Origin of the sequence: Prosthecobacter debontii, from assembly GCF_900167535.1 — a bacterium.
GTDB lineage: Bacteria > Verrucomicrobiota > Verrucomicrobiia > Verrucomicrobiales > Verrucomicrobiaceae > Prosthecobacter > Prosthecobacter debontii.
This window is the reverse complement of sequence record NZ_FUYE01000018.1, coordinates 65,400-84,501: the sequence shown is the minus strand read 5'-3', so window position 1 is coordinate 84,501 and position 19,102 is coordinate 65,400. Positions and strand designations below refer to the sequence as shown.

Genomic DNA, 19,102 nt, shown 5'->3' with positions numbered 1-19,102 from the left:
TGGAGCCACCTCTGAGGCACAAAGGCCCTCTGCCCAACCGCTCTAACGAGTCTCTCGGAAAGCAAGCCGAACCGTCTCAGGGCTATTGAGACAAGGCCATTTCCCGCTCCGTCTTGAACTTGCAGTGACCGGTCTTGGAATACTCGTCGCAGTGGGCCTGGATGCGCATGGCCTTCATCTGCGGCTGGAAGCCAAGACGGCGGGTGATGCAGTCGTGCAACACCGCGCTGTGCTCATCTTCGAACTCCACCACACGGTCACAATCCAGGCAGATCAGGTGATTGTGCTGAGGTTTATCGAGGAAATTCGGATCGTAATAGGTCTGGTCACGACCCAGATCCACCTCCCGCAGCAGATCACACTCCACCAGGAGCTGAAGGGTGCGGTAAACGGTGGCACGAGATACGGTGCGATCCAGCTTGCGCGCCTTATCCAGCAGCTCTTCCGCGTTGAAATGATCGTCCGTGGCAAAGGCTGCCTCGACAATCGTCTCGCGCTGCTTGGTTCGGCGCAGGCCTGTCGCGACCAAATGGGCTTCCAGCCTTTCTTTCACTCGTGGGTCCATATTGAGAAACGTAGTAGCCTAATTGAGACTGAACGCAAGTTTGGATCAGCTTTTGCCCATTTTGATTGTGTTAATATAGAGTCAGTCCCGTCCGCCCATGCGTCTACCCACCCTCATCAGCTTGCTCCTGCTCGCCTTCATCGGCTGGCTGGTCTGGGGGCCCATCGGGGGCAGTGAATGGTGGGCTCGGAGGAACGCCCCGCCTCGGCCCTTCGATCCGGCGTTTCTGCGCCTCAGCCCCTTGGAAATCGTCAGCCTGCCGCTCGCCGTGCGTTTTGACCCGCCGATGGGGTCTGAGCACGGGGCCTTCACTTACAATGCCCAGCCCTTCCGTATCTCCCGTCACCTGGGAGATGATCTCAACGGCATCGGCGGCGGCAACTCCGATCTGGGGGACCCCGTTTATGCCGCAGGCGCAGGGCGCGTGGTCTATCGGGGCGAACCGGGGCCAGGGTGGGGTAAAATGCTCATTGTGGCCCATCGCGTGCCAGATCTCGAAGATCCTCATCAAACGCGAATCTATCAGACCGTGTATGCCCATTTGGACACCTTTCTAGTGCCTGCCGAGGCTCTCGTGCAGCGCGGACAAAAGATCGGCACCGTAGGCACCGCGAACGGCCAATACCTCGCGCACCTCCATTTCGAGGTCCGCGCCGGCCCCTACATCAATCCGGCCCAAGGCTATGCCGATACGCCCCTCAACCGAGTCTCCCCCGAACGATTCATCGCCGAGAGACGCGGAGCACCTGCCGACCAGCTCAACCCTGCCCCGCCTCTGGAAGATCCCAAACTTAAGCGGTCTAATTCCGACGATGAGTGAAAGGATAACTCTGGGCAACGGCGACGATAACCGGGAGGGCGTGATAGTCTCCCTGCACCAAGGTTTGCTCCAATCTCAGGAGCGTGGGTTGGTCATAAGGTTCCAGGCCGCGACCTAGCGCATACCCCAGCAACCGGGCGCTGAAGTTCCGCACGAACTTGTGTTTCTCACTCATCAACAGACGGCGCATCTCCGCCGGTCCATTGAAGCGGCGCCCATCCACAAAGTTCCCGGTCACATCCAGAGGTTTGCCGTTCTCATTGTCCCGCCATTTGCCAATCGGATCGAAGTTTTCCAGACCAAACCCAGGCGGGTCCAAACGATTGTGGCAGCCCATGCAGGCCTCTTTGCTGCGATGTTTTTCCAACTGCTGACGAAAGGTGAGCTGCTCCACCTTGCGATCATCTTCCGGCAGGGTGCCCACATTCGGCGGCGGCGGTGGCGCGGGGGTGCCTAACAAAGTTTCCAGCACCCATTTACCACGCAGCACCGGGCTGGTGCGCTGAGGATAGGCGGTGGCGGCCAGCATCCCGCCCATGCCTAACACGCCCCCCCGGCGATCATTGGTAAATGCCACCTTGCGCATCTGGGTCCCCTTCACATCAGGGATCTCATAGAGACGCGCCAACTCCTCATTCACATAGGTGTAATTGCTGTCGAGGAAATCCAGGACCCGACCGTTTTCCCGCAGGATCGCCCCCGAGAAATAAACCCCTTCATCATACAGCGCCTGCCGCAGACTGCCGGTGAACTCTTTGTATTTGCCACGGTCTGGGTCTACGGTGTTGAACAACGCATCCAGGCCTAACCACTGAGCGGCAAAGTGGCGCACGAACGAATCCGCCTTCCAATCCTTCAGCATGCGTTTCACCTGAGCCTCGATCACCGCCGGGTCGGTCAGCTTGTTCTCGTCAGCCAAGCGATTGAGTTCATCATCCGGCATGGTGGACCACAGAAAGTAGGAGAGACGCTGCGCCATCTCATGACCACTCACCTGCCAGGGTTGATTCGTCCCCTCACGATTGACCTCCTGGAGAATGAGGAACTTGGGCGAGAGCAGCACCGCTTTGAAAGCCAGCTTCAGTGCCCCCTCATAGTCCGGTTTCCTCTGCATGCTCTGATCATAAATGGCCAGCAGAGGGGTTAAATCCGCCTCGGTGACCGGACGGCGGTAAGCCCGACGCGCAAACAGGCTCAGCGTGTCCCGAGCTGCCTCTCGATGCTCTTTCTGCGGTCCCGGCCAGGTGGAGATGATCTGTTTTTTCGTCTCCCACTGGCTGTAAACCGCTTTGAGCCCCTTATCCGTCGCCTCGATGTATTTCTCGATCAGCAGCGGCGGGATGAAGAGCGTGTCCGCATTGTTATCAAAGCCCTCCCCACCCGCTCCATCCGTAGGAAAGGGATCTCCCAGCTTATCAGCGGCGCCGTAGAGCAGGTCCCGCATAGTGAGGCTGTATTCCCGGCGGGTGAGACGCCGTGCTTTGCGATACCCCGGGTCCACGGCGGGTTGGCTGGCAACGGCTTTTTGAGCTTCGGTGATCCACGCCGTCAGTACCTGTCGCTCAGCTTCGGTGGGTTGCTCCTTCTTCTTGGCGGGTGGCATCTGCTTGGTGGCCACCTGGTCATTCACCTTATCCCACAGGCGCACATCCAGCCGGGCCGTCTTGGCATCCCAGAGGGTGTGGAGATTCACATCTGCCTTCGTGACGTCCGCATCGTGACACTCCACACAGTATTTCTCCAGCAGGGGTAGAACCTCCTTTTCCAGGCGCGAGAAAACGGCAGCCTCATCCGCCCAGGCCCCTCCGGTGCCGAGGATTAAAAAAACTGCAATCACTGCCTGGATAATGCTGCGCCCTGTCATGTGAGACACCATACGTGACATGGTTGGGGGTTTGTTTCCAGCACCTGTCGTCAGGCCCCTTCTTCCTTCTTTCACCCCCCCTTCCCCGGTTTTCCTTCTTGAAAGTGCCCCCTGCGCCAGTAAATAGCGGCCCTCCCGCGCCTGGCCGCATTCTGGCGCTTCTTTGCCAAACTTGACCCTCTTACCCCATTCTCATGAATAAAGCCATCCTCGCTCAAGCAGCCAATGAAGCCCGTGGTCTCGCCATGGACGCTGTCCACAAGTGCTCCTCTGGCCACCTCGGCCTGCCGCTCGGTGCAGCGGACGTCGGAGCCGTCCTTTTCGGCGAAACCCTTCAGTGCAATCCAGACGATCCAAAATGGCTGAACCGCGACCGTTTCATCCTGTCCGCCGGCCATGGTTCCATGTTCATCTACAGCTGGCTTCACCTCAGCGGTTATGAAGTGCCTCTGGAGGCGGTGAAAAACTTCCGCGTCCTGCACTCCATCACCCCCGGCCACCCTGAGTTCCATGAAACTCCAGGCGTCGAGTGCACCACCGGCCCTCTCGGCCAGGGCATCGGCAACGCCGTCGGATATGCCCTGAGCGGCAAGATGGCTGCGGCCAAATACAACACGGCTGAGCACACGATCATTGATAACCACATCATCGCTCTTGCAGGTGATGGCTGCCTTCAGGAAGGTGTGGCCCGTGAAGCCGTGGCCTTTGCCGCCCACAACGCGCTGGACAACCTGATCGTCATCTTCGACTCCAACGACGTCACTCTCGACGCCATGGCCAAGGTGACTCAGAGCGAGGACACCCAAGCTCTCTTCATCGCCCTCGGCTGGGACGCCGTCACCATCGACGGTCATGACCTCGACGCCATCAAGGCCGCCATCGAAAAAGCCAAGGCCGATAACAACGGCAAGCCGAAGATCATCATCGCCAAGACCATCATCGCCAAGGGTATCCCTGAGGTGGCTGGCACCGCCAAAGGTCACGGTGAAGGTGGCGCGAAGTTCGTGGACGCCGCTAAACAAGGCCTCGGCATCCCTGAAGGCACCCACTTCTACGTCAGCGACGCGGTGAAGACCTACTTCGCCGAGCTGAAGACCCAGCGCATCGCCAGCTACACCGAGTGGAATAAAACGTTCTCCGCCTGGAGCGCCGCGAACCCCGGCTTGGCTGCTGAACTGGACGCCGCTCGCAACAGCACCCTCACCGCTGAAGACCTGCTCAAAGCTATCCCGGAATATCCCGCCGAAGGTAAAGCCGCTACCCGTAACAGCGGCGGTGAAATCCTCAACCAACTGGCCAAGGCCGTTCCTCACCTCATCACCGGCAGCGCCGACCTCTTCGGCTCCACCAAGAACTACATCAAGGACGGTGGTGACTTCAGCGCCACCAACCCCACCGGCCGCAACATCTGGTTCGGCATCCGCGAGCACGCCATGGGCGCCATCTGCAATGGCATCGCCTACGACGGTCTCTTCCTCGGCAGCGGTGCGACCTTCCTGGTCTTCGCCGACTACTGCCGCCCAAGCATCCGCTTGGCTGCCCTGGCTAAACTTCCCGTCACCTACATCTTCACCCACGACTCCGTCGGTGTCGGTGAAGACGGCCCGACCCACCAGCCAGTGGAAACCGTCAGCGGTCTGCGCGTGATCCCGAATCTCGACGTCATCCGCCCTGCCGATGCCGAAGAAGCCGCCGCTGCTTTCTCCGCTGCTTTCAGCCGTCAGGATGGCCCGACCCTCCTCGCCCTCAGCCGTCAGGATCTGCCTCACCTCGGTTTCCTCAGCGCTGCTGAGCGCCGCGAAGGCACCCTGAAAGGTGGCTACGTCCTCGTGAAGGAAACCGCTCCTCTGGAAGCCATCGTCCTCGCTACCGGTTCTGAAGTTCAATGGGCTGTCGAAGGTGCTAAAGGTAAGCCCGGCGTCCGCGTCGTCAGCCTGCCATGCTTCGAGCGCTTTGACCGTCAGAGCGCCGAATATCGTGAGTCCGTCCTCCCTGCCGCCTGCACCAAGCGCATCTCCATCGAAGCCGGTGTCACCGGTCTGTGGTGGAAATACGTCGGCACCCAGGGTCAGGTCATCGGCATTGATCGCTTCGGCATCAGCGCCCCTGGCAACATCGTCTTCAAGGAACTCGGCATCACCGCCGAAGCCGTGGCCCAGGCTCTGGCCTGAGCCCCGTGAGGCGGGCACCCTTGCCCGCCTTTCTTCAACATCACTTCACTCCAAGGGAGGCTGACAACAGCCTCCCTTTTTTGTGCGCTTCTTGATCCATACAAAGTGGAGTCACAAACAACAACTCCAAAGGCTGAAGCAGTGATGCATCAACCGTCCTCACATCTGGCTTAAAATCGTTGGGTCGGTGATCTTGTCATCCGCAGCGAGTAAAAACGCTTTGCTCAAAATAATGCTCAGGACCCTGTCTCCTTCGAAAGGCAGATACAGTTTTCCCTCGGCTTTATCCACCTGCCCTTGGCCGGGCACGATGCAGAGATACTTGTCCCAAGGTGCGATGAGAATGTTTCCGCTGCCAAGGTGGATTTTGTAACGATGCCGTTTCCCCTGCACCACGAGGAAGCGGTCCACAAACGAGCATTGAGAGGCGATCTTCAAACGGGGAACCAGTTTCTCCAAAAGCACACGCCTTGTTTGAGCGGAGGCGCTGAGTTCGCCAAAACCATAGTCATGCCAGTAGCCACGCTGCTGCTCATCGCGCCCTCCATCCAACCACGCCGGATCATTACCGACACTGGCGACACCGACGAAGAGATCCACGTCCCTCATGATTTCCGAGAAGACCAATGGCTCGACTTCAGCCAGTCGCAGGGGCTCAGGAGCAGTTCCATCAAAACTCGTGCTACTGTAGCCACCACCACTTGCATGAGCGTTAACAGTGATAGCATCCTCGCGATAAAACCGCACCTGATCCGTCGCGACATAACGATAAGCCCCGCTTTCCAACGTATCCGTTCCGTAGTTGGAGCCTGCCCCTTCGATCCAGTATTCCGCACGCAAGCCCCACGACGATAGCCTGCGGGTAGCCGGAGGATAAAAATCATCCACCATAAGACGGATTTTATTTTTCCAATCCCGCGCAGCACAAAGGGCATTGAATTGATGCTGGCGAAGCAGGTGGGCAGCAAAGCGATTGGAATACACCTGGGTCTGCTCTTCCGCCGGAGTCAGCAGATACACCTCCCGATGGGCTTGTTTGAACGGCTGCACGATCTCCCACTCCTCCAGGAATCCACGCCAGCCCAAAACAATGTCCACCGACTGGTTCAGCGGATGCCATAAGGTCACGAGGATACCGTCATCATTGAGGTCTAACGGCTGCCCTTGACGGTTGACCACGGTATCTTTGAGCCAGATGCCCGGTGTGGTGATCTCTCCAGAAGTAAAATTCCAAATCAGACGCCTAGCCAGGACTCCGACCAGCGGATGATCGAGATAACGCTCCCGCCAATCACCCACCGACCAACTTTTCCGCTGTAGATAAAGCTTATCTAGACGCTCGGACTGTGCAGGAAGCATCTTTTCGATGTCCTTTTTCGCCGCCATCAGTTCCTTCACTTCTTCATCACACGCACTCTTCACTGCCGCAGGAAGAGTCTTTTGACCTTTTCCATCATCCCGTCTCCACAGCATCTCGGTTTGGCGAGACGTCACCACCTTGAGTTCGGCCGTAAAATCTCCCACCCGCTGAGTCAACTCACCCACTCCCGTCATGCCATAGGCGGGCACGCTGATCTCCTCCACTTCTTCACGAGGTACTTCCAACCTTTCAGCCAATTGAGTGAGCGCCTTATCAATCGCCGCCTGAGCACCTCCAAATTTCACCCTGACTTTAATCAAGGCCAGTTGCCCTAACGCATCCGTCGTGCCCATCATCCCCAAGGCGCTAACGCAAGCATTGCCCACCCGCACCGAGCGAGACCCCACACCGGGGATCTTCTTGTAGCAAGTGAGCGCCAAGCCTGTCATCAAGCGGGCCATCTCTTTCGTGGCGATCAAGCCACAGATCCAAGTCAGGCCACGAAGAATATCCTGATGCAGATCCGTAATCTCGTAACTGCCTACCGCGGCATATCCGGAAGCTGCGCTGCGCGGTTTCTCCACCAGCGGTAACCACGCTGACATACGTCGGCTGAACTCTTCCCGCCCCTGAGCGTCTGCGAGAATAGCCTCCGCCTTTTTTAGCCATTTTTGAGTCACATTGGCCGAAGTCGCTGTGACACACAGACCTAACAATTCATTCCAAAAAAACTTCGTTTCATCGGAACAGTCGTTCAAGAAATGAATGACCGCATCGGCCCAAGGCTCACCGGATACTAAGGGTAACTCGGGAGCCTCACTCACGGCCGCGGCAAGACGCTGACATAGACGACGATCATCCGCACCTGCATGGCGAGCCAGGCGATTGCGAAACCGAACGAATCCCGCTTTCAAGTCGTCCGTCATTTTGCCCGCGGATGCCCACTCTTCGGCGAGGCGAACCATCGCAGTAACTGGGTATTCATAATGGGAAACATAGCTCGCTTTACCGATCCAATTTAACAGAGAAAGAACCACTCCCTCTTGGATCGGCAGCCTACGCCCTAACAATGAAATCAACAGATACAGTCCAACCTTTCTCCGGCGATCCTGTCGCTTACTCTGCAAGAGGCTGATGGTTCTGTCGAGAGCACGCAATTCCTCGACCAAGGGCATGGCCAACGCCGCTTGCGCTTCGGGTGTCCCACTGAGAATTTCTTCACCAATGGCAGACGTTTTGGGATTGAAACGCTCCCACTCATGTTTGAGCAACGGCTCCGCCTGATCCATGTAAGCGACGATCACCTTATGGTATTCACTCGCAGATTTGGGAGCCGAGTTTTCAGGAGGCGGGATCTGGGGCGATGCAGGGGAGGCTCCCCCCCCCACGACTTTTTGAATCATTCCTCGAAACCAGTTCATAAGCGACTCAGCCTCCGACCAACGGCACAAGTTTCACGAAACTGACTTCCGTATCCGGTTGGATCAAAAACTCTTCATCCAAATCTGCAGCTTGGCGGTCTCCGATGAGGATGAAAAAGCCATTGGTTTCAAAGGCGCGAAGGGCCGTGTTATATTGCCGCTCCCAATCGACCCGTTTCGGTTTGAGACGAACATCACCATTCAAACGCTTTTCATCATCCACCGGCTGTATCAAACCGACGAATTTGGAAAGCAGACCTTGGGAATTGTAATCCTGCACCTCCTGCCAAATTCTTGCCCGAATGATCTCTCGAACCGACATGCGTTCCTCCAGACATTCCAGGGTAAAAGAATGGAGGCGTTGACCGCTGAGACTTTCATCGATGACAATCATCCCAGTAAAATCGCTTATATGCAGATACTTTTGCAAGAGGTCTTTGGCTGAGCTCCTTAAAAATAGCTGAGACCATGGAGGAGCCTTTCTCGGGAAATTAAAATCCGCTTGCTGGAACAGGACTTTCTCTCACAGCTTGAAACGTCTTCCTAGCATTTCATCCCATGGCCCGCGTCCTCATCCTCTTTGCTCACCCTGCCCTGCATCGTTCGCGAGTGAATCTTGCGCTGATGAAGGCGGTGCAGGATCTGGAGGATGTGACCTTCGTGGACCTCTATGAGGACTACCCCAACCTTCATATCGATCATCAGGAAGAGCAGGAGCGCCTCCTCCAGCATGACACGGTGGTCTGGCAGCATCCCTTTTATTGGTATGCCGCTCCGGCGATTTTAAAGGAGTGGATGGATGTGGTGCTGGAGCATGGCTTTGCTTATGGCGAAGGCGGCACTCGTCTGGTGGGCAAGAAACTGATGAGCGCCATCACCACCGGCGGCCCTGAAGATGCCTATCGTCCAGAAGGCACCAATCGCTTCACCATGCGAGAACTGCTCGCTCCCATGGATCAAACCGCATACCTCTGCGGCATGCAGTATTTAGAGCCCTTCATCATTCATGGAGCCCGGCAACTCACGCCCGCGCAAATTCAGGAATGGGCTCAACGTTATCGGCAGCGGATCGAAGAACTCCGCAATGATCGTTAGGCCCAAAGGCATTCGATCCAATGCCGTAGCCCCTTCATTTGCACAAACGCCAAGCCACTCACTTGTATTACTTGGTCGCTTTACCGGTTTCTTCGATAAGAGTGGCCGTAACAAAGATTAAGCGACCTTGGTCCTTCACCTCTGTCAGGTAGCCGCCAAGGACGAGTGTCTGGCCTGACCAAATCGTCACGGCTGAGGAAACCGCTTTTTCCGAGGAAAGATCGAGACTCGGAGGCACGACATTCAGATCAATGGAGTAGCCATCAGCCCAGACACCGGGAGTGACGGCAAACGACTGGCCTCCCAGATTTTGAGGCAATTGGAAAACGGCCTCTTTGCCATTTTCCACACTCGCTGGCAAGGCCACTACGGCAACACCCTGCTGTTGCGCCAAGGCACGCATCACGAGGCTAAACTGAGCGTCAGTCAAGACTCCAGTGACCCAAAACTGTCCAATGCGATGGGGATCTAGAACGCCCAAAAGACGATCCAGTTCGGCCTTGTCTTTTCCTTCCAGACTCAAATTGGCGGCCAGTTGAGAGACCCCCGGCACGTCTGCCACAACGACGGATAAAAAGACTTTTTTGTTAGGTGCCTTCGGAGCCGTCTTTGGCTCTGTTGGAGCAGCTCCGGGCAGGTAGGGGATGTCTTTTCCCACTTGAACTGGCCAGAGGACGTTTGCGACTCTATCAAAATGACTGGCCTCAGTGCCGTCCGGCAGAAGGGCAATGGCCGAGATCAAGAGGGTCATTTGTTTCCCTCCGACCTGTAGGTGCTGCACCAAGGTCTCCCCGGAGGCCAATTCAACCTTGCCATGACTGGTGTACATATTGACCCGGGACCAGTCCTTGGGAGGGCTAAATTTGGAGGGAATCAACGCTTCCCCAGACTCCAGCCCCAAGGAGTATTTTGTCTCGATGAATACCTTTCCATCATCGGCTTTGGACGACATCAGTTCTTGGCGAATTCCCACCCGTTGCTCTGGATTGGCAGGATTAACGTGGCCAACTTCGACAACGGCCTGCTGCCCCATTTTCGTTGTGATGCGGGGCACACCGAGCAAGTCAACGCCAGCCTTTTGACTGACATTTGCGATCAGAGCGGCGGCTGACTGGCTATCCAAAACTGCGCCGTGAATCCCGAAAAACCGGTCTGCCTGGATGAACCGAGTAACGAAATAGACCTGAGGCTGGATCACCGAAGCGTCGGTGAGAACCTGGCGGGTCTTTTCCAGATTTGCGAGCGTGTTGGTCACCACAAGGCGAGAAGTGTCGGTCTGAAAAATGGCCATCGCATTTTCCGGAAAAGAGACGCCTTTGCTTTCCAGAAACTCGCTGGGAGTCACCCTGTTCGCAGGATTGGATGGAGCAGAAAGGATATTCGGGGAGACCGTATAAGTGCGGGTAAACAAGGAACTGTTTTCACCAGGAGTGCTGGCTGATTTGATAGGCTGAGCGGCTACTGACGCTGAAGGAACAACCAGCCCAACGGAGGCGATGAGCAGAGGTCCAACAACGGCCCCTGCTGTGCATGCGAGCACGAAATTCACACCCAGCCGATGACGCACCGGGCGGGCTTCGACAAGCGCCTTTAGCCGTCCCCGCAGCCGCTGTGCAGGCCGTGATTGAGCCATCGGCATGACGCCAGCCATTGGGTGGGAGGTCCGGACCCAACTGAGCAGAAATTCGGCATAATCTTTGTTTTCTCCGGCCTCACCCACCGCAGCCGCATCACAGATTTCTTCCCGGGACCGCGCATGACTCTCGATAAGCGCATGAACGAAGGGGTTCCACCACAGGACAGCACGCGCACATTCGTGGAGCCAGGAGACCAGCGTGTCCCTCCCTCGCAGATGCTCCTCCTCATGGCGGACCAGCCAGTGCCACTGCCTTGCCGTCAAGGTGCCGAAGGATGAGGCTGGCACTGCAATCAATGGCCGGAACCAGCCCACCACACAGGGAGTGCCTGCATGATGAAAAACGGCCAGCGGCTTTCCGCGCAGCGCCTTGGGGATGGATTCGAGCTCTTCCTGGACTGGTTTTCTCAAACCCCGGGTCCATACCACGATCCTGCTTGTCTGCCACAGGTGCCTCAAAAGCAGGGCGGCGACGCCGCTCCACAGAGTCCATTTCAGCTCCGGCATCCAACGGTCAGCCCGCCAAACAAACTTTGATACATGATGCATGGCCATGTCAGGGGAGACTGCTGGTGTTATCTCAGGCCGAATGACGATGCGCCAGTCCGTGTCCAGCGTCTGATGAAGCGTCGCTAAGGCAAGCGTACCACTGCCTTCATCCCAGGGGGTCAGCGACGAAACCAGCCATGGCCCGCCCACCGAAAAGAGGATGGCCATCATCGCGGTGACACTGCGCCTCAAGGCATCGCGAATCAGGCAACGCAAGATGAGCCAGCCAAGGAATCCAAAGGCCAGGCTGTGCAGGCCAAAGTTGAGGAAAAAGACGTTTTCTGGGCTCATCACTCGCCTCCTTTCCTGACCGTCCCACTGCGGACCAGTTTGCGCAGTTCCACCAGTTCTTCCTCGGTGATCTCTTCACTCTCGACGAGGCAGCGGACCAGCGCCAGATTACTGCCGCCGAAGAAGCGCTGTTTAAGTTCCCTCAACACGCTGCTGCGGCCTCGCTGCTCGGGGACGGCGGGGGCATAGACATGGCTGCGGCTAGAGTCATCACGGGAAATCCAGCCCTTCGCTTCCAGTCGGGTGAGCTGAGTTTGGAGCGTGTTGCGGGTGACAGGTTCGGCACGCCCCTCATTGACTGCTTCCAGCAAGTCGAGCACGCCAACAGGCGAGCGTTTCCAGAGAATGTCCATCAGCGCTTGCTCGGCTGCGGAAAGTGGAGGAAGAGATTTTTTGGCCATATTTCGCGACATTGACGACACTTGTCGTATTTGTCGAGATTAATCTACGACATGTGTAGGACTTCACCCTGCCGGAGCATTCTCCGCTTGGCTCCTGACCAAAATTCTGCCCTTCGGCTTTGCCTAGGCTGAAGGGAAAATCTGGCTGGCCGAAAAAGGTGATGCGGAGACTATTGCGTGCAATGGACCTTCAAGGAAGGGCAGGCATAAGCACCTGCTTCACTTGAGATCAATCCGGCCAAAGCCTCCAGGCGGCGAGCTTGGTGTCTGAGCGTGCGTAGATAGCATTCCCCACGAAGGCGGGATGAGCCCAGGTCTTGCCGATGATTTGATGCCGCGCCAGTTCCTCAAACCCCTCTGGCCCCAGCTTTACATAGACCAATTCACCCTGGGCATTGAGTAGCGCTGCCAGACCCTGACTTTCCTGCATCCAGACGAGACTCATCTGGGGATTTCGATCTTTCGGAGTCAGGGTGTTGGCATCACTCCAGAGAATGCGGCCCGTCTTCAGTTCAATGCCTTGAAGCCCTTTGTTCTTATCCAACAGATACACCACCCCGTCTTTGAAAAGTGGGGAGGACATCAAGCCACACATCTCTTTTTCATTCTCCCAGACCAGCTCCGGGTTCACTCCCGGCCGCAGGGCTTTCGTGCCATGCCAATACCCCGAGATGAGCAGGACTCCATCCCGATACAAGGGCTGGGCGATGCTCACGCCATACGTGATCTTATAGGGATAGGTCCACAGCGTGGCCCCCGTCTCAGGATTCAGGCTCTGAATGTTTTCGGGCCCCCAGGCAATGAGCTGACGCTGCCCCTCATGGATGATGATCTCAGGGGTACAGTAACCCGCAGGATCAGCCCCACCACGCCAGAGCAGCTTTCCATTCTGGGCATCCAGAGCCAAGACACTGCCCTCTGGTTGGGCCCCCACATGCAGGAGCACACGTCCAGCGTCGAGCACCGGAGAAGCCGCGAATCCCCAGGTAGGAACGCTCGCTCCATGCTCCGCCACCGTATCCACCTGCCAGAGGATCTGCCCTGTGTGAGCATTCAGGCACAGCGCCATACCAGCTGCCCCGAGCACATAAGCCCGACCTGAGTGAAGCGTCACGGAAGAGCGAGGGCCATTGCCATAGTCCATGCGACCATAAACCGCAGGCCAGGAGTGAGACCATAACAGTTCCCCCGAACTCTGCGCATAACAAAGGATGCGTTCGACATCACCTCCGTCTTTCGGACGATCCAAGACATACACACGCCCGGCACTAACGGTCACACCACCATAACCTCCACCGATGTCCTTTTCCCAAAGGAGTTCAGGCGTCTGGTCTGAATAATTCACTGGAATCGAAGCCGGATTCCAACCTCCGTCGCCATGAGTCCCACGCCAGCGCGGCCAATCCGTAGCTAGAGTGGGTAATACGGTGCTAAACAAGATCCAAAGAGGTGCAAATCTCATGCGCAGACGACCTGATTTTTACGACTCTCAGGGCCGATTCATTGCAAAAGAGGCGAGTCATTTCCTCTACAACTCATGACAATCCAGCGGCAGCAGCAGGATGGGAAAGGCGGAATCATGGTCACGTCTCAGCAAGCCATGTCTAAGCCTCTTCTCATCCTCTTCGGCACCTTCTCGGGAAACTCGGAATCCTGCGCGGAAAAAGCCGCCAGCGTCGCCCGCCAACGGGGTTACGATCCTGTGCTGGAGAACATGGCGGACTGTGCTGCGGATGTCTTGAAGCAATTCGATACCGCCCTGATCATCACCAGCACTTACGGCGATGGCGATCCTCCCGATGGCACGGAGAATTTTTATGCGCAGGTGGTGAATCGCCCCACCCAGCGCCTGGAGCATCTGCGCTACTCCGTGCTCGCGCTTGGTGACTCCTGCTATGACCGCTTCTGTCAGTGTGGCAAAGATTATGATGAAGCGTTGGAAACCCTCGGGGCCACTCGCTTCCACATCCGTGTGGACTGCGACATCGACTATGACGAGCCCTGTGATGCCTGGATCGAAGGAGTCTTCGCCACTCTCGCTCAAAAGAGACTCCTCGCCGCCTAACATTAGATTCGTTCTCGTCCTTTCCCCAACACCGTCTGTCTATGGACTCCGCCTCACGTCATAGCCCCCGTATCGCTTACAGCTTCCCCGCGCACACGTTTGACCTGCGACGGGTGAAGCCCGAGAGCTGCTTTGATGCGGATGATGGCGCGGCGATGGCGATTCACCTGGACGGCCGTTGGGACAAGTTTTTCAAGAACCTGCGCAACCTGGGCCTCGTGATGGTCACTGCGTCACGGGGGCCGATCAGCATGGCTTCCGCCTGGGAAAAACCGGTCTTCCAATCCTATCCGGGCACGGATGAATGGATCTGCTTGGAAACAGGATCTGAGATCCGCCCTGCCGCCTTCGGTGGAGCCATGGCGGTGGTGGAAAATGTCGGTGATCAACAGGTCGCCAGCTTTCAATTTTTTGACCGGCATGGCGAGGGATGCCTGAAGATCCTCGTCACCAATTGGTCCGACCATGAGGCCTATGAAGACCTCGTCTCCCGCCATGCCAGCGGGCGTCGGACCCTCGACTTTGGCCAGAAATCCGAAGCACGAACAGAGATGCCATCCCCTGCCCAGGGGAATGTGCGGAATCTCTGGAACGGCCTCTCGCGAAGCCTGCCCGACTCTGCGTTTCCCGGACTGGAGGGCGTCTCCCGCCTTTCTGCGCTGGAGATGGCGGGGCAGGATCTGGCCTGGCGTCTGCCGCGCAGGGTGGTGCGGCAGGCGCTACAAAATATGACGCTCGCTCAGGTGCCGCTGGGCGGTGCGGTGCGTAACGAAGCGGTCTTTCTTCCCACAGGCTTTTACCCCACGCACTGGGGGGACTGCCGCTGCGGCACCACTTTCTTTGGAGAGGCCTCCCAGCTCACCCTCCGCGGCTGCGTCCACCGTGGTCAAGCATGGGCCACGCGATTCCAGGTCGGATCTGAGGAGGCCCTCTGCATCGAGTTCTACAACGCTCACCGAGACTTCTGCGGAGGCATCGGTCTCCGCTCCGAAGCCGGGCCTTGGCAACGAGAACAGTGGAAGGATCTGTTAAAGGGCGGCCTTGACTAGGTTTCTGAGCCCGTGTGAATCGATAGCACTCTCGAGGAAGTCAGGCTTTCAAATGCAAACCTACGGGAGCTGTCACCGGCAGGGCTGCCTCGCGCCGTTTCTTCGTCTTTTCCGCCTTGAGCTGGCCACAACCTGCTGCGACATCAATGCCGCGGCGCTGGCGAATGGTGCAGGGGATGCCCGCACTCTGGATGATGGCGTGAAATTCATTGGCTGCTGTCTCCGCACTTTCACGACCGGCAAAGCCTGCGGTCTCATTCAGCGGGATCAGATTCACATGCGCCTTCAGCCCCTGGAGCAGAGCCGCCACGCGCTGCGCATGGGCCGGGGTATCATTCACTCCCGCGATGAGCGTCCAGGCAAAGAAGATCTTGCGCCCGGTCTTCTCCCCATAGGTGTGACAGGCGGCGATGAGATCGCTCAGCGGCCAGCGTTGGTTTGCCGGGATCAGCGCTGCACGTTCCTCCGCCGTGCTGCCATGCAGGCTGATGGCGAGATTGTAGGGGCGACCTTCCTCAGCCAGACGCAGGATGCCCGGCACCACCCCTACGGTGCTCACGCTGATCTTGCTCGGGCCGATGTTACAGCCTCGGGTGTCACTGATCATGCCCAGAGCTTTCATGACCTGCTCATAGTTATGCAGTGGCTCACCCATGCCCATGAGCACGATGTTGCGCAGTCGCTCCCCTTTCGCCCGCAGCACGCGCTGCGCATGCAGCACCTGACCGACGATCTCCCCGGGCCGTAGATGCCGCACGAAGCCCATTTGCCCGGTGGCACAAAACACACAGCCCATGGCACAGCCCGCCTGCGTGCTCACGCACACCGTGTAGCGCCCTGGGTAGCCCATGATGACGGTCTCGATCTCCTGCCCATCCTGGAGACGCAGCAGGTATTTCTGAGTCAGGCCATCCCCGCTCGGGATGTGGGATGAGATGGCCAGATGATCGATGAAGTATTCACCCCCCGGCCCGGTTTTCTCCGCCAGCCAGCGCCGCAGCGGCGGCACCCAGTCCTCCCGCTCCGCCCGTGCCAGCAGATCCGTTTCAGCACGGAAATACAGCGCATTCCAAAGCGTGCCCGCATGCACCGGACGCAGCCCATCGTCCGCCAGCAAGCGGCCCAGCTCGTCAAAGGTCAGGTCATGGAGGGAAAGGGGCATTCGGCTCACCTTACCGCAGCCCACAGCTTTCGCCAGCCCGGAAACCGCTTCTCACCCGGCCCTCCGCCACTTTGCACTTGCCCGCACGGCCTGCCCATGCGAGACATAGGGTTCTCAAACCCGAACGCGCTCGTAGTTCAACGGATAGAATGGTGGTCTCCGAAGCCGCATATCCAGGTTCGATTCCTGGCGAGCGCACTCTTTTAGGCTTTATTGGTTTAGTGGGTGGCACTTGAGTGCTTGGGTAAGGCTGATCACATGGTCAACTTTGGAGGTTGGACGGATCAAGCCTCCCATTCTCCCGTAGTCGCTGAAATAATTCGGGCTTGGACCCAAGGATGGCCATCAAAAACGGCAGCGACTCTTGGTGATTCTTTTGGAAGAGTTCGGAGAACCGGAGCATATCACAATCCCAATCAGCCAGGGTTGCACCATAGCCTTTGATGGCTTCTCGATCCGCGATGATGGGTGTATCCCCAACCACACACTCAGCCAAGGCGAGCAGCGCGTTTCTGGATCGTTCGAAGGTGGAAAGGTAATGTGGCAGTAAGAGCGCTTCAGCTTCAGTGGTGCATCTTGTGATGATGCGCTCGCTGCCTTTCCGAAATTGGTGCGAGTCACTTAAAATCATGTGACGCTCTAGATCTCTCTGGATTGCCCTGTTCACGGACTGGTTATGATCGAGTCTACCGCCGACTGTAAAAGGACTATGCAGATAAGGATTGGGCAGTTCCAGATGCAGCGTGATGCAAAAGCCATGATAATACCGCCCTTTCAGGCAGAGAACATTGTGAGACGCATATACTCCAAGAGCGACTTCGCGAACATACTCGGTTCGGATACCTCGAACGACTTTATTTCGCTTATAGTCAGGATGTAGGTTGCGAAGAGTAATCTCGAACATCGCCTGAAATTCCGCCGCCGCATCTTTAGGTTGAGACAGTCTCATATTCGTTGAGGGACTCTAGTTATGTTTTCTAAAGGCTAACTTTGTCTTTCCAGAAGCATACCTTATTAAGCCATCCATCACTCAGCCGGAGTAAAAAACACCTTCGCCCGATCCTTGGAATTGAAGTCGGCCACGATCTGGCTCAGCCACGGCTGATCGGCCTCACGACATTCCAGAGTGAGCGGTGTTTGCTGGAGCTTTTCAGGTAGGCACAGGCGCAGGCATTCCAGGCTGGCGCGCACGAGGTCTTCTCGTGGGTGACCTGCATTCGGCGGGACCTTGAAATGGGTCGCATCCAGAGTGACAGAATGAGCGGTGATGGAAGAACCACCGAGATCGCTGGTCCGAAATTTCAGGCCGGACAGGGATGCTAGATTGAGATCCTGCGTGGCTTCCTTGGGGTTGTTTGTCGGGGGCACATTCGGTGCCGAAATGAGGGGGATCTGAGTGGCCCCTCCTCCGAGGCGATACCAATCATGGCAGGTGACTTGAGCAATATGGATGGTCCCGGAGGCGAGGCCATCCAGTGGTTGATACGTCACCGTCAACCCAGACTCACCCGCGAAGGTAAAGGAACAAGCGCTGAGGGTTAGAAGGAAAGAGAGGAGGAGTGATTTCTTCATGAAAGAGGAAAGGCCTAACTTTAAAGTGGTTCGCCGACTGAGTTGGCTTAGCTTTGGGCAAGGGCGAGGAGTTCGGATAAATCCTTCTTCAGCGCAGGGTCTAACTGAGTGAAATCATGATCGGGAAAGTGGAAAACCTCGACCCGGTCTTCGATCTGCTCCGTGGTGAACTCACCTGCATCTCCTGCGTTCTTGCGAGTGACGATGAAATGGCGATAGGCGGCCGAAATGATCTGCCCATCCTGGAAATGACATTGCCACTGTCTACCCTCTGCAAAATGCTCCGCAAAGGCCTCAAGGGTGACCATGTGATCACCGACACGGGTGATCGTGATTTGGCTGCCACCGCACGCTTTTTCCCAATCTTTATGTTCTGTTTTGGGAGGTTCTCCCCACGCTGGCAGCGCACTCGTGAAGACTGGCAAGAGAGCGAGGATCAAGAGCTTCTTCATGGTTCGACGAGAAAGGTTCTTCACGCGTTGGATGTGAGATTTAAGAGGATGACTGACCAACGAAGGAGACGTTCCCACCCACGTCTCAATTCACAACCAACTCCATCTGCTTAAAAATACTGGCCGAGTCACGGGCTCCCCAGCGGCGGGTGATGCGGGAGTCGGGGATCTCAAACCACTCCATGGCCACCACTTCATAGGGTTTGCTGGTGGGTGCGATGCCACGAAAGGCGCCGATGAATTGACCGCGCTCCGTGTAGCGCACAGCGACGAGGGGACCTTCCTCAATGATGGACTCGAGCGTGAGGCTCAGGGCGAAGCTGGCCACCAGTTGTTCCCAGATGGGCCGGACTTTGGCGAGGTCTCCCCCGCCTAACACGCCGTGAATGAGCGCATCGGGAGCGAAGCAGCGGCACACGGCGTCAATGTCGCCGCGATTGAAGGCCTCGACATAGGCCCGGACGATGTCTTTGCGTAAAGAAGAGATCATGGCTTGGGGTCGATTTCCTTGACTCTACCACACCAGCCACAAATGCCTATCATGACTTCGGAAGAAGATCTTGACGAGTCAAAAATGACGCACTGGATATGCAACAAAGTATCCACAGTCGAATACCCTCCAGTGCCGA

17 protein-coding genes and 1 tRNA gene are annotated in these 19,102 nt (G+C 57.1%); 6 read left to right on the top strand and 12 right to left on the bottom strand.

Annotation, left to right across the window (positions count from 1 at the left end):
- Nucleotides 1–82: 82 nt before the first annotated feature.
- Nucleotides 83–565, bottom strand: a complete 483-nt coding sequence (locus B5D61_RS21015) for a Fur family transcriptional regulator (RefSeq protein WP_078815410.1) — start codon at nucleotides 563–565, stop codon at nucleotides 83–85.
- Between the two features lie 97 nt (nucleotides 566–662).
- Between B5D61_RS21015 and B5D61_RS21010 the strand changes: the two genes are divergently transcribed.
- Nucleotides 663–1,385: a M23 family metallopeptidase gene (locus B5D61_RS21010; RefSeq protein ID WP_078815409.1), complete on the top strand. Its 723-nt coding sequence runs from the start codon at nucleotides 663–665 to the stop codon at nucleotides 1,383–1,385.
- On the opposite strand, the gene B5D61_RS21005 is transcribed toward B5D61_RS21010, so the two are convergent.
- Complete coding sequence (locus B5D61_RS21005; protein ID WP_078815408.1) at nucleotides 1,366–3,270, bottom strand: DUF1592 domain-containing protein; 1,905 nt, start codon at nucleotides 3,268–3,270, stop codon at nucleotides 1,366–1,368. The two genes, B5D61_RS21010 and B5D61_RS21005, sit on opposite strands and share 20 nt — an antisense overlap.
- Nucleotides 3,271–3,443: 173 nt before the next feature.
- Here B5D61_RS21005 and tkt point away from each other — a divergent pair, with 173 nt between their 5' ends.
- Nucleotides 3,444–5,420, top strand: a complete 1,977-nt coding sequence (gene tkt, locus B5D61_RS21000) for a transketolase (protein WP_078815407.1) — start codon at nucleotides 3,444–3,446, stop codon at nucleotides 5,418–5,420.
- A gap of 159 nt (nucleotides 5,421–5,579) precedes the next feature.
- On the opposite strand, the gene B5D61_RS20995 is transcribed toward tkt, so the two are convergent.
- Nucleotides 5,580–8,183 (bottom strand): DUF4132 domain-containing protein, encoded by a 2,604-nt coding sequence (locus tag B5D61_RS20995; RefSeq protein ID WP_217699034.1) that lies wholly within the window; start codon nucleotides 8,181–8,183, stop codon nucleotides 5,580–5,582.
- A 25-nt stretch (nucleotides 8,184–8,208) separates the two neighbouring features.
- On the bottom strand, nucleotides 8,209–8,595 hold the full coding sequence (locus B5D61_RS20990; protein ID WP_078815405.1) for a hypothetical protein: 387 nt from the start codon (nucleotides 8,593–8,595) through the stop codon (nucleotides 8,209–8,211).
- Between the two features lie 164 nt (nucleotides 8,596–8,759).
- On the opposite strand from B5D61_RS20990, the gene kefF reads away from it, so the two are divergent.
- The gene (gene kefF / locus B5D61_RS20985; protein WP_078815404.1) at nucleotides 8,760–9,296 is read left to right on the top strand and encodes a glutathione-regulated potassium-efflux system oxidoreductase KefF; all 537 of its coding nucleotides are present in this window, start codon (nucleotides 8,760–8,762) and stop codon (nucleotides 9,294–9,296) included.
- A gap of 67 nt (nucleotides 9,297–9,363) precedes the next feature.
- Here the strand turns inward: kefF and B5D61_RS20980 are convergent, their stop codons facing one another.
- The 3 genes from B5D61_RS20980 to B5D61_RS20970 all read right to left on the bottom strand — a co-directional run bounded on the left by B5D61_RS20980 (nucleotide 9,364) and on the right by B5D61_RS20970 (nucleotide 13,635).
- The gene (locus B5D61_RS20980) at nucleotides 9,364–11,772 is read right to left on the bottom strand and encodes a M56 family metallopeptidase (protein ID WP_078815403.1); all 2,409 of its coding nucleotides are present in this window, start codon (nucleotides 11,770–11,772) and stop codon (nucleotides 9,364–9,366) included.
- Complete coding sequence (locus B5D61_RS20975) at nucleotides 11,772–12,173, bottom strand: BlaI/MecI/CopY family transcriptional regulator (protein WP_176159580.1); 402 nt, start codon at nucleotides 12,171–12,173, stop codon at nucleotides 11,772–11,774. The genes B5D61_RS20980 and B5D61_RS20975 overlap by 1 nt, the downstream gene beginning before the upstream one ends.
- A 229-nt stretch (nucleotides 12,174–12,402) precedes the next feature.
- Nucleotides 12,403–13,635 carry a PQQ-binding-like beta-propeller repeat protein gene (locus B5D61_RS20970; RefSeq protein WP_078815401.1) on the bottom strand — a complete coding sequence of 411 codons (1,233 nt, stop codon included), beginning with the start codon at nucleotides 13,633–13,635 and terminating at the stop codon, nucleotides 12,403–12,405.
- Between the two features lie 138 nt (nucleotides 13,636–13,773).
- Between B5D61_RS20970 and B5D61_RS20965 the strand changes: the two genes are divergently transcribed.
- On the top strand, nucleotides 13,774–14,238 hold the full coding sequence (locus B5D61_RS20965) for a flavodoxin domain-containing protein (RefSeq protein ID WP_176159579.1): 465 nt from the start codon (nucleotides 13,774–13,776) through the stop codon (nucleotides 14,236–14,238).
- 41 nt (nucleotides 14,239–14,279) lie between these two features.
- The gene (locus B5D61_RS20960; RefSeq protein WP_078815399.1) at nucleotides 14,280–15,287 is read left to right on the top strand and encodes a ChuX/HutX family heme-like substrate-binding protein; all 1,008 of its coding nucleotides are present in this window, start codon (nucleotides 14,280–14,282) and stop codon (nucleotides 15,285–15,287) included.
- Between the two features lie 40 nt (nucleotides 15,288–15,327).
- Here B5D61_RS20960 and rlmN read toward each other — a convergent pair whose 3' ends face one another.
- A complete protein-coding gene (rlmN, locus tag B5D61_RS20955) occupies nucleotides 15,328–16,449 on the bottom strand; it encodes a dual-specificity RNA methyltransferase RlmN (RefSeq protein ID WP_078815398.1) in 1,122 nt (373 codons plus the stop codon).
- A 126-nt stretch (nucleotides 16,450–16,575) separates the two neighbouring features.
- Between rlmN and B5D61_RS20950 the strand changes: the two genes are divergently transcribed.
- Nucleotides 16,576–16,647, top strand: a tRNA-Arg gene (locus B5D61_RS20950).
- A 64-nt stretch (nucleotides 16,648–16,711) separates the two neighbouring features.
- Here the strand turns inward: B5D61_RS20950 and B5D61_RS25880 are convergent.
- The 4 genes from B5D61_RS25880 to B5D61_RS20925 form a co-directional block, all read right to left on the bottom strand.
- Nucleotides 16,712–17,398 (bottom strand): hypothetical protein, encoded by a 687-nt coding sequence (locus B5D61_RS25880; protein ID WP_139373403.1) that lies wholly within the window; start codon nucleotides 17,396–17,398, stop codon nucleotides 16,712–16,714.
- A 77-nt stretch (nucleotides 17,399–17,475) separates the two neighbouring features.
- Complete coding sequence (locus tag B5D61_RS20935; RefSeq protein ID WP_078815395.1) at nucleotides 17,476–18,021, bottom strand: hypothetical protein; 546 nt, start codon at nucleotides 18,019–18,021, stop codon at nucleotides 17,476–17,478.
- A 47-nt stretch (nucleotides 18,022–18,068) separates the two neighbouring features.
- The gene (locus B5D61_RS20930; protein ID WP_078815394.1) at nucleotides 18,069–18,473 is read right to left on the bottom strand and encodes a hypothetical protein; all 405 of its coding nucleotides are present in this window, start codon (nucleotides 18,471–18,473) and stop codon (nucleotides 18,069–18,071) included.
- A gap of 85 nt (nucleotides 18,474–18,558) precedes the next feature.
- Entirely contained in the window at nucleotides 18,559–18,963 is a 405-nt protein-coding gene (locus B5D61_RS20925; RefSeq protein ID WP_078815393.1) for an ester cyclase, read from the bottom strand.
- Nucleotides 18,964–19,102: the final 139 nt, after the last annotated feature.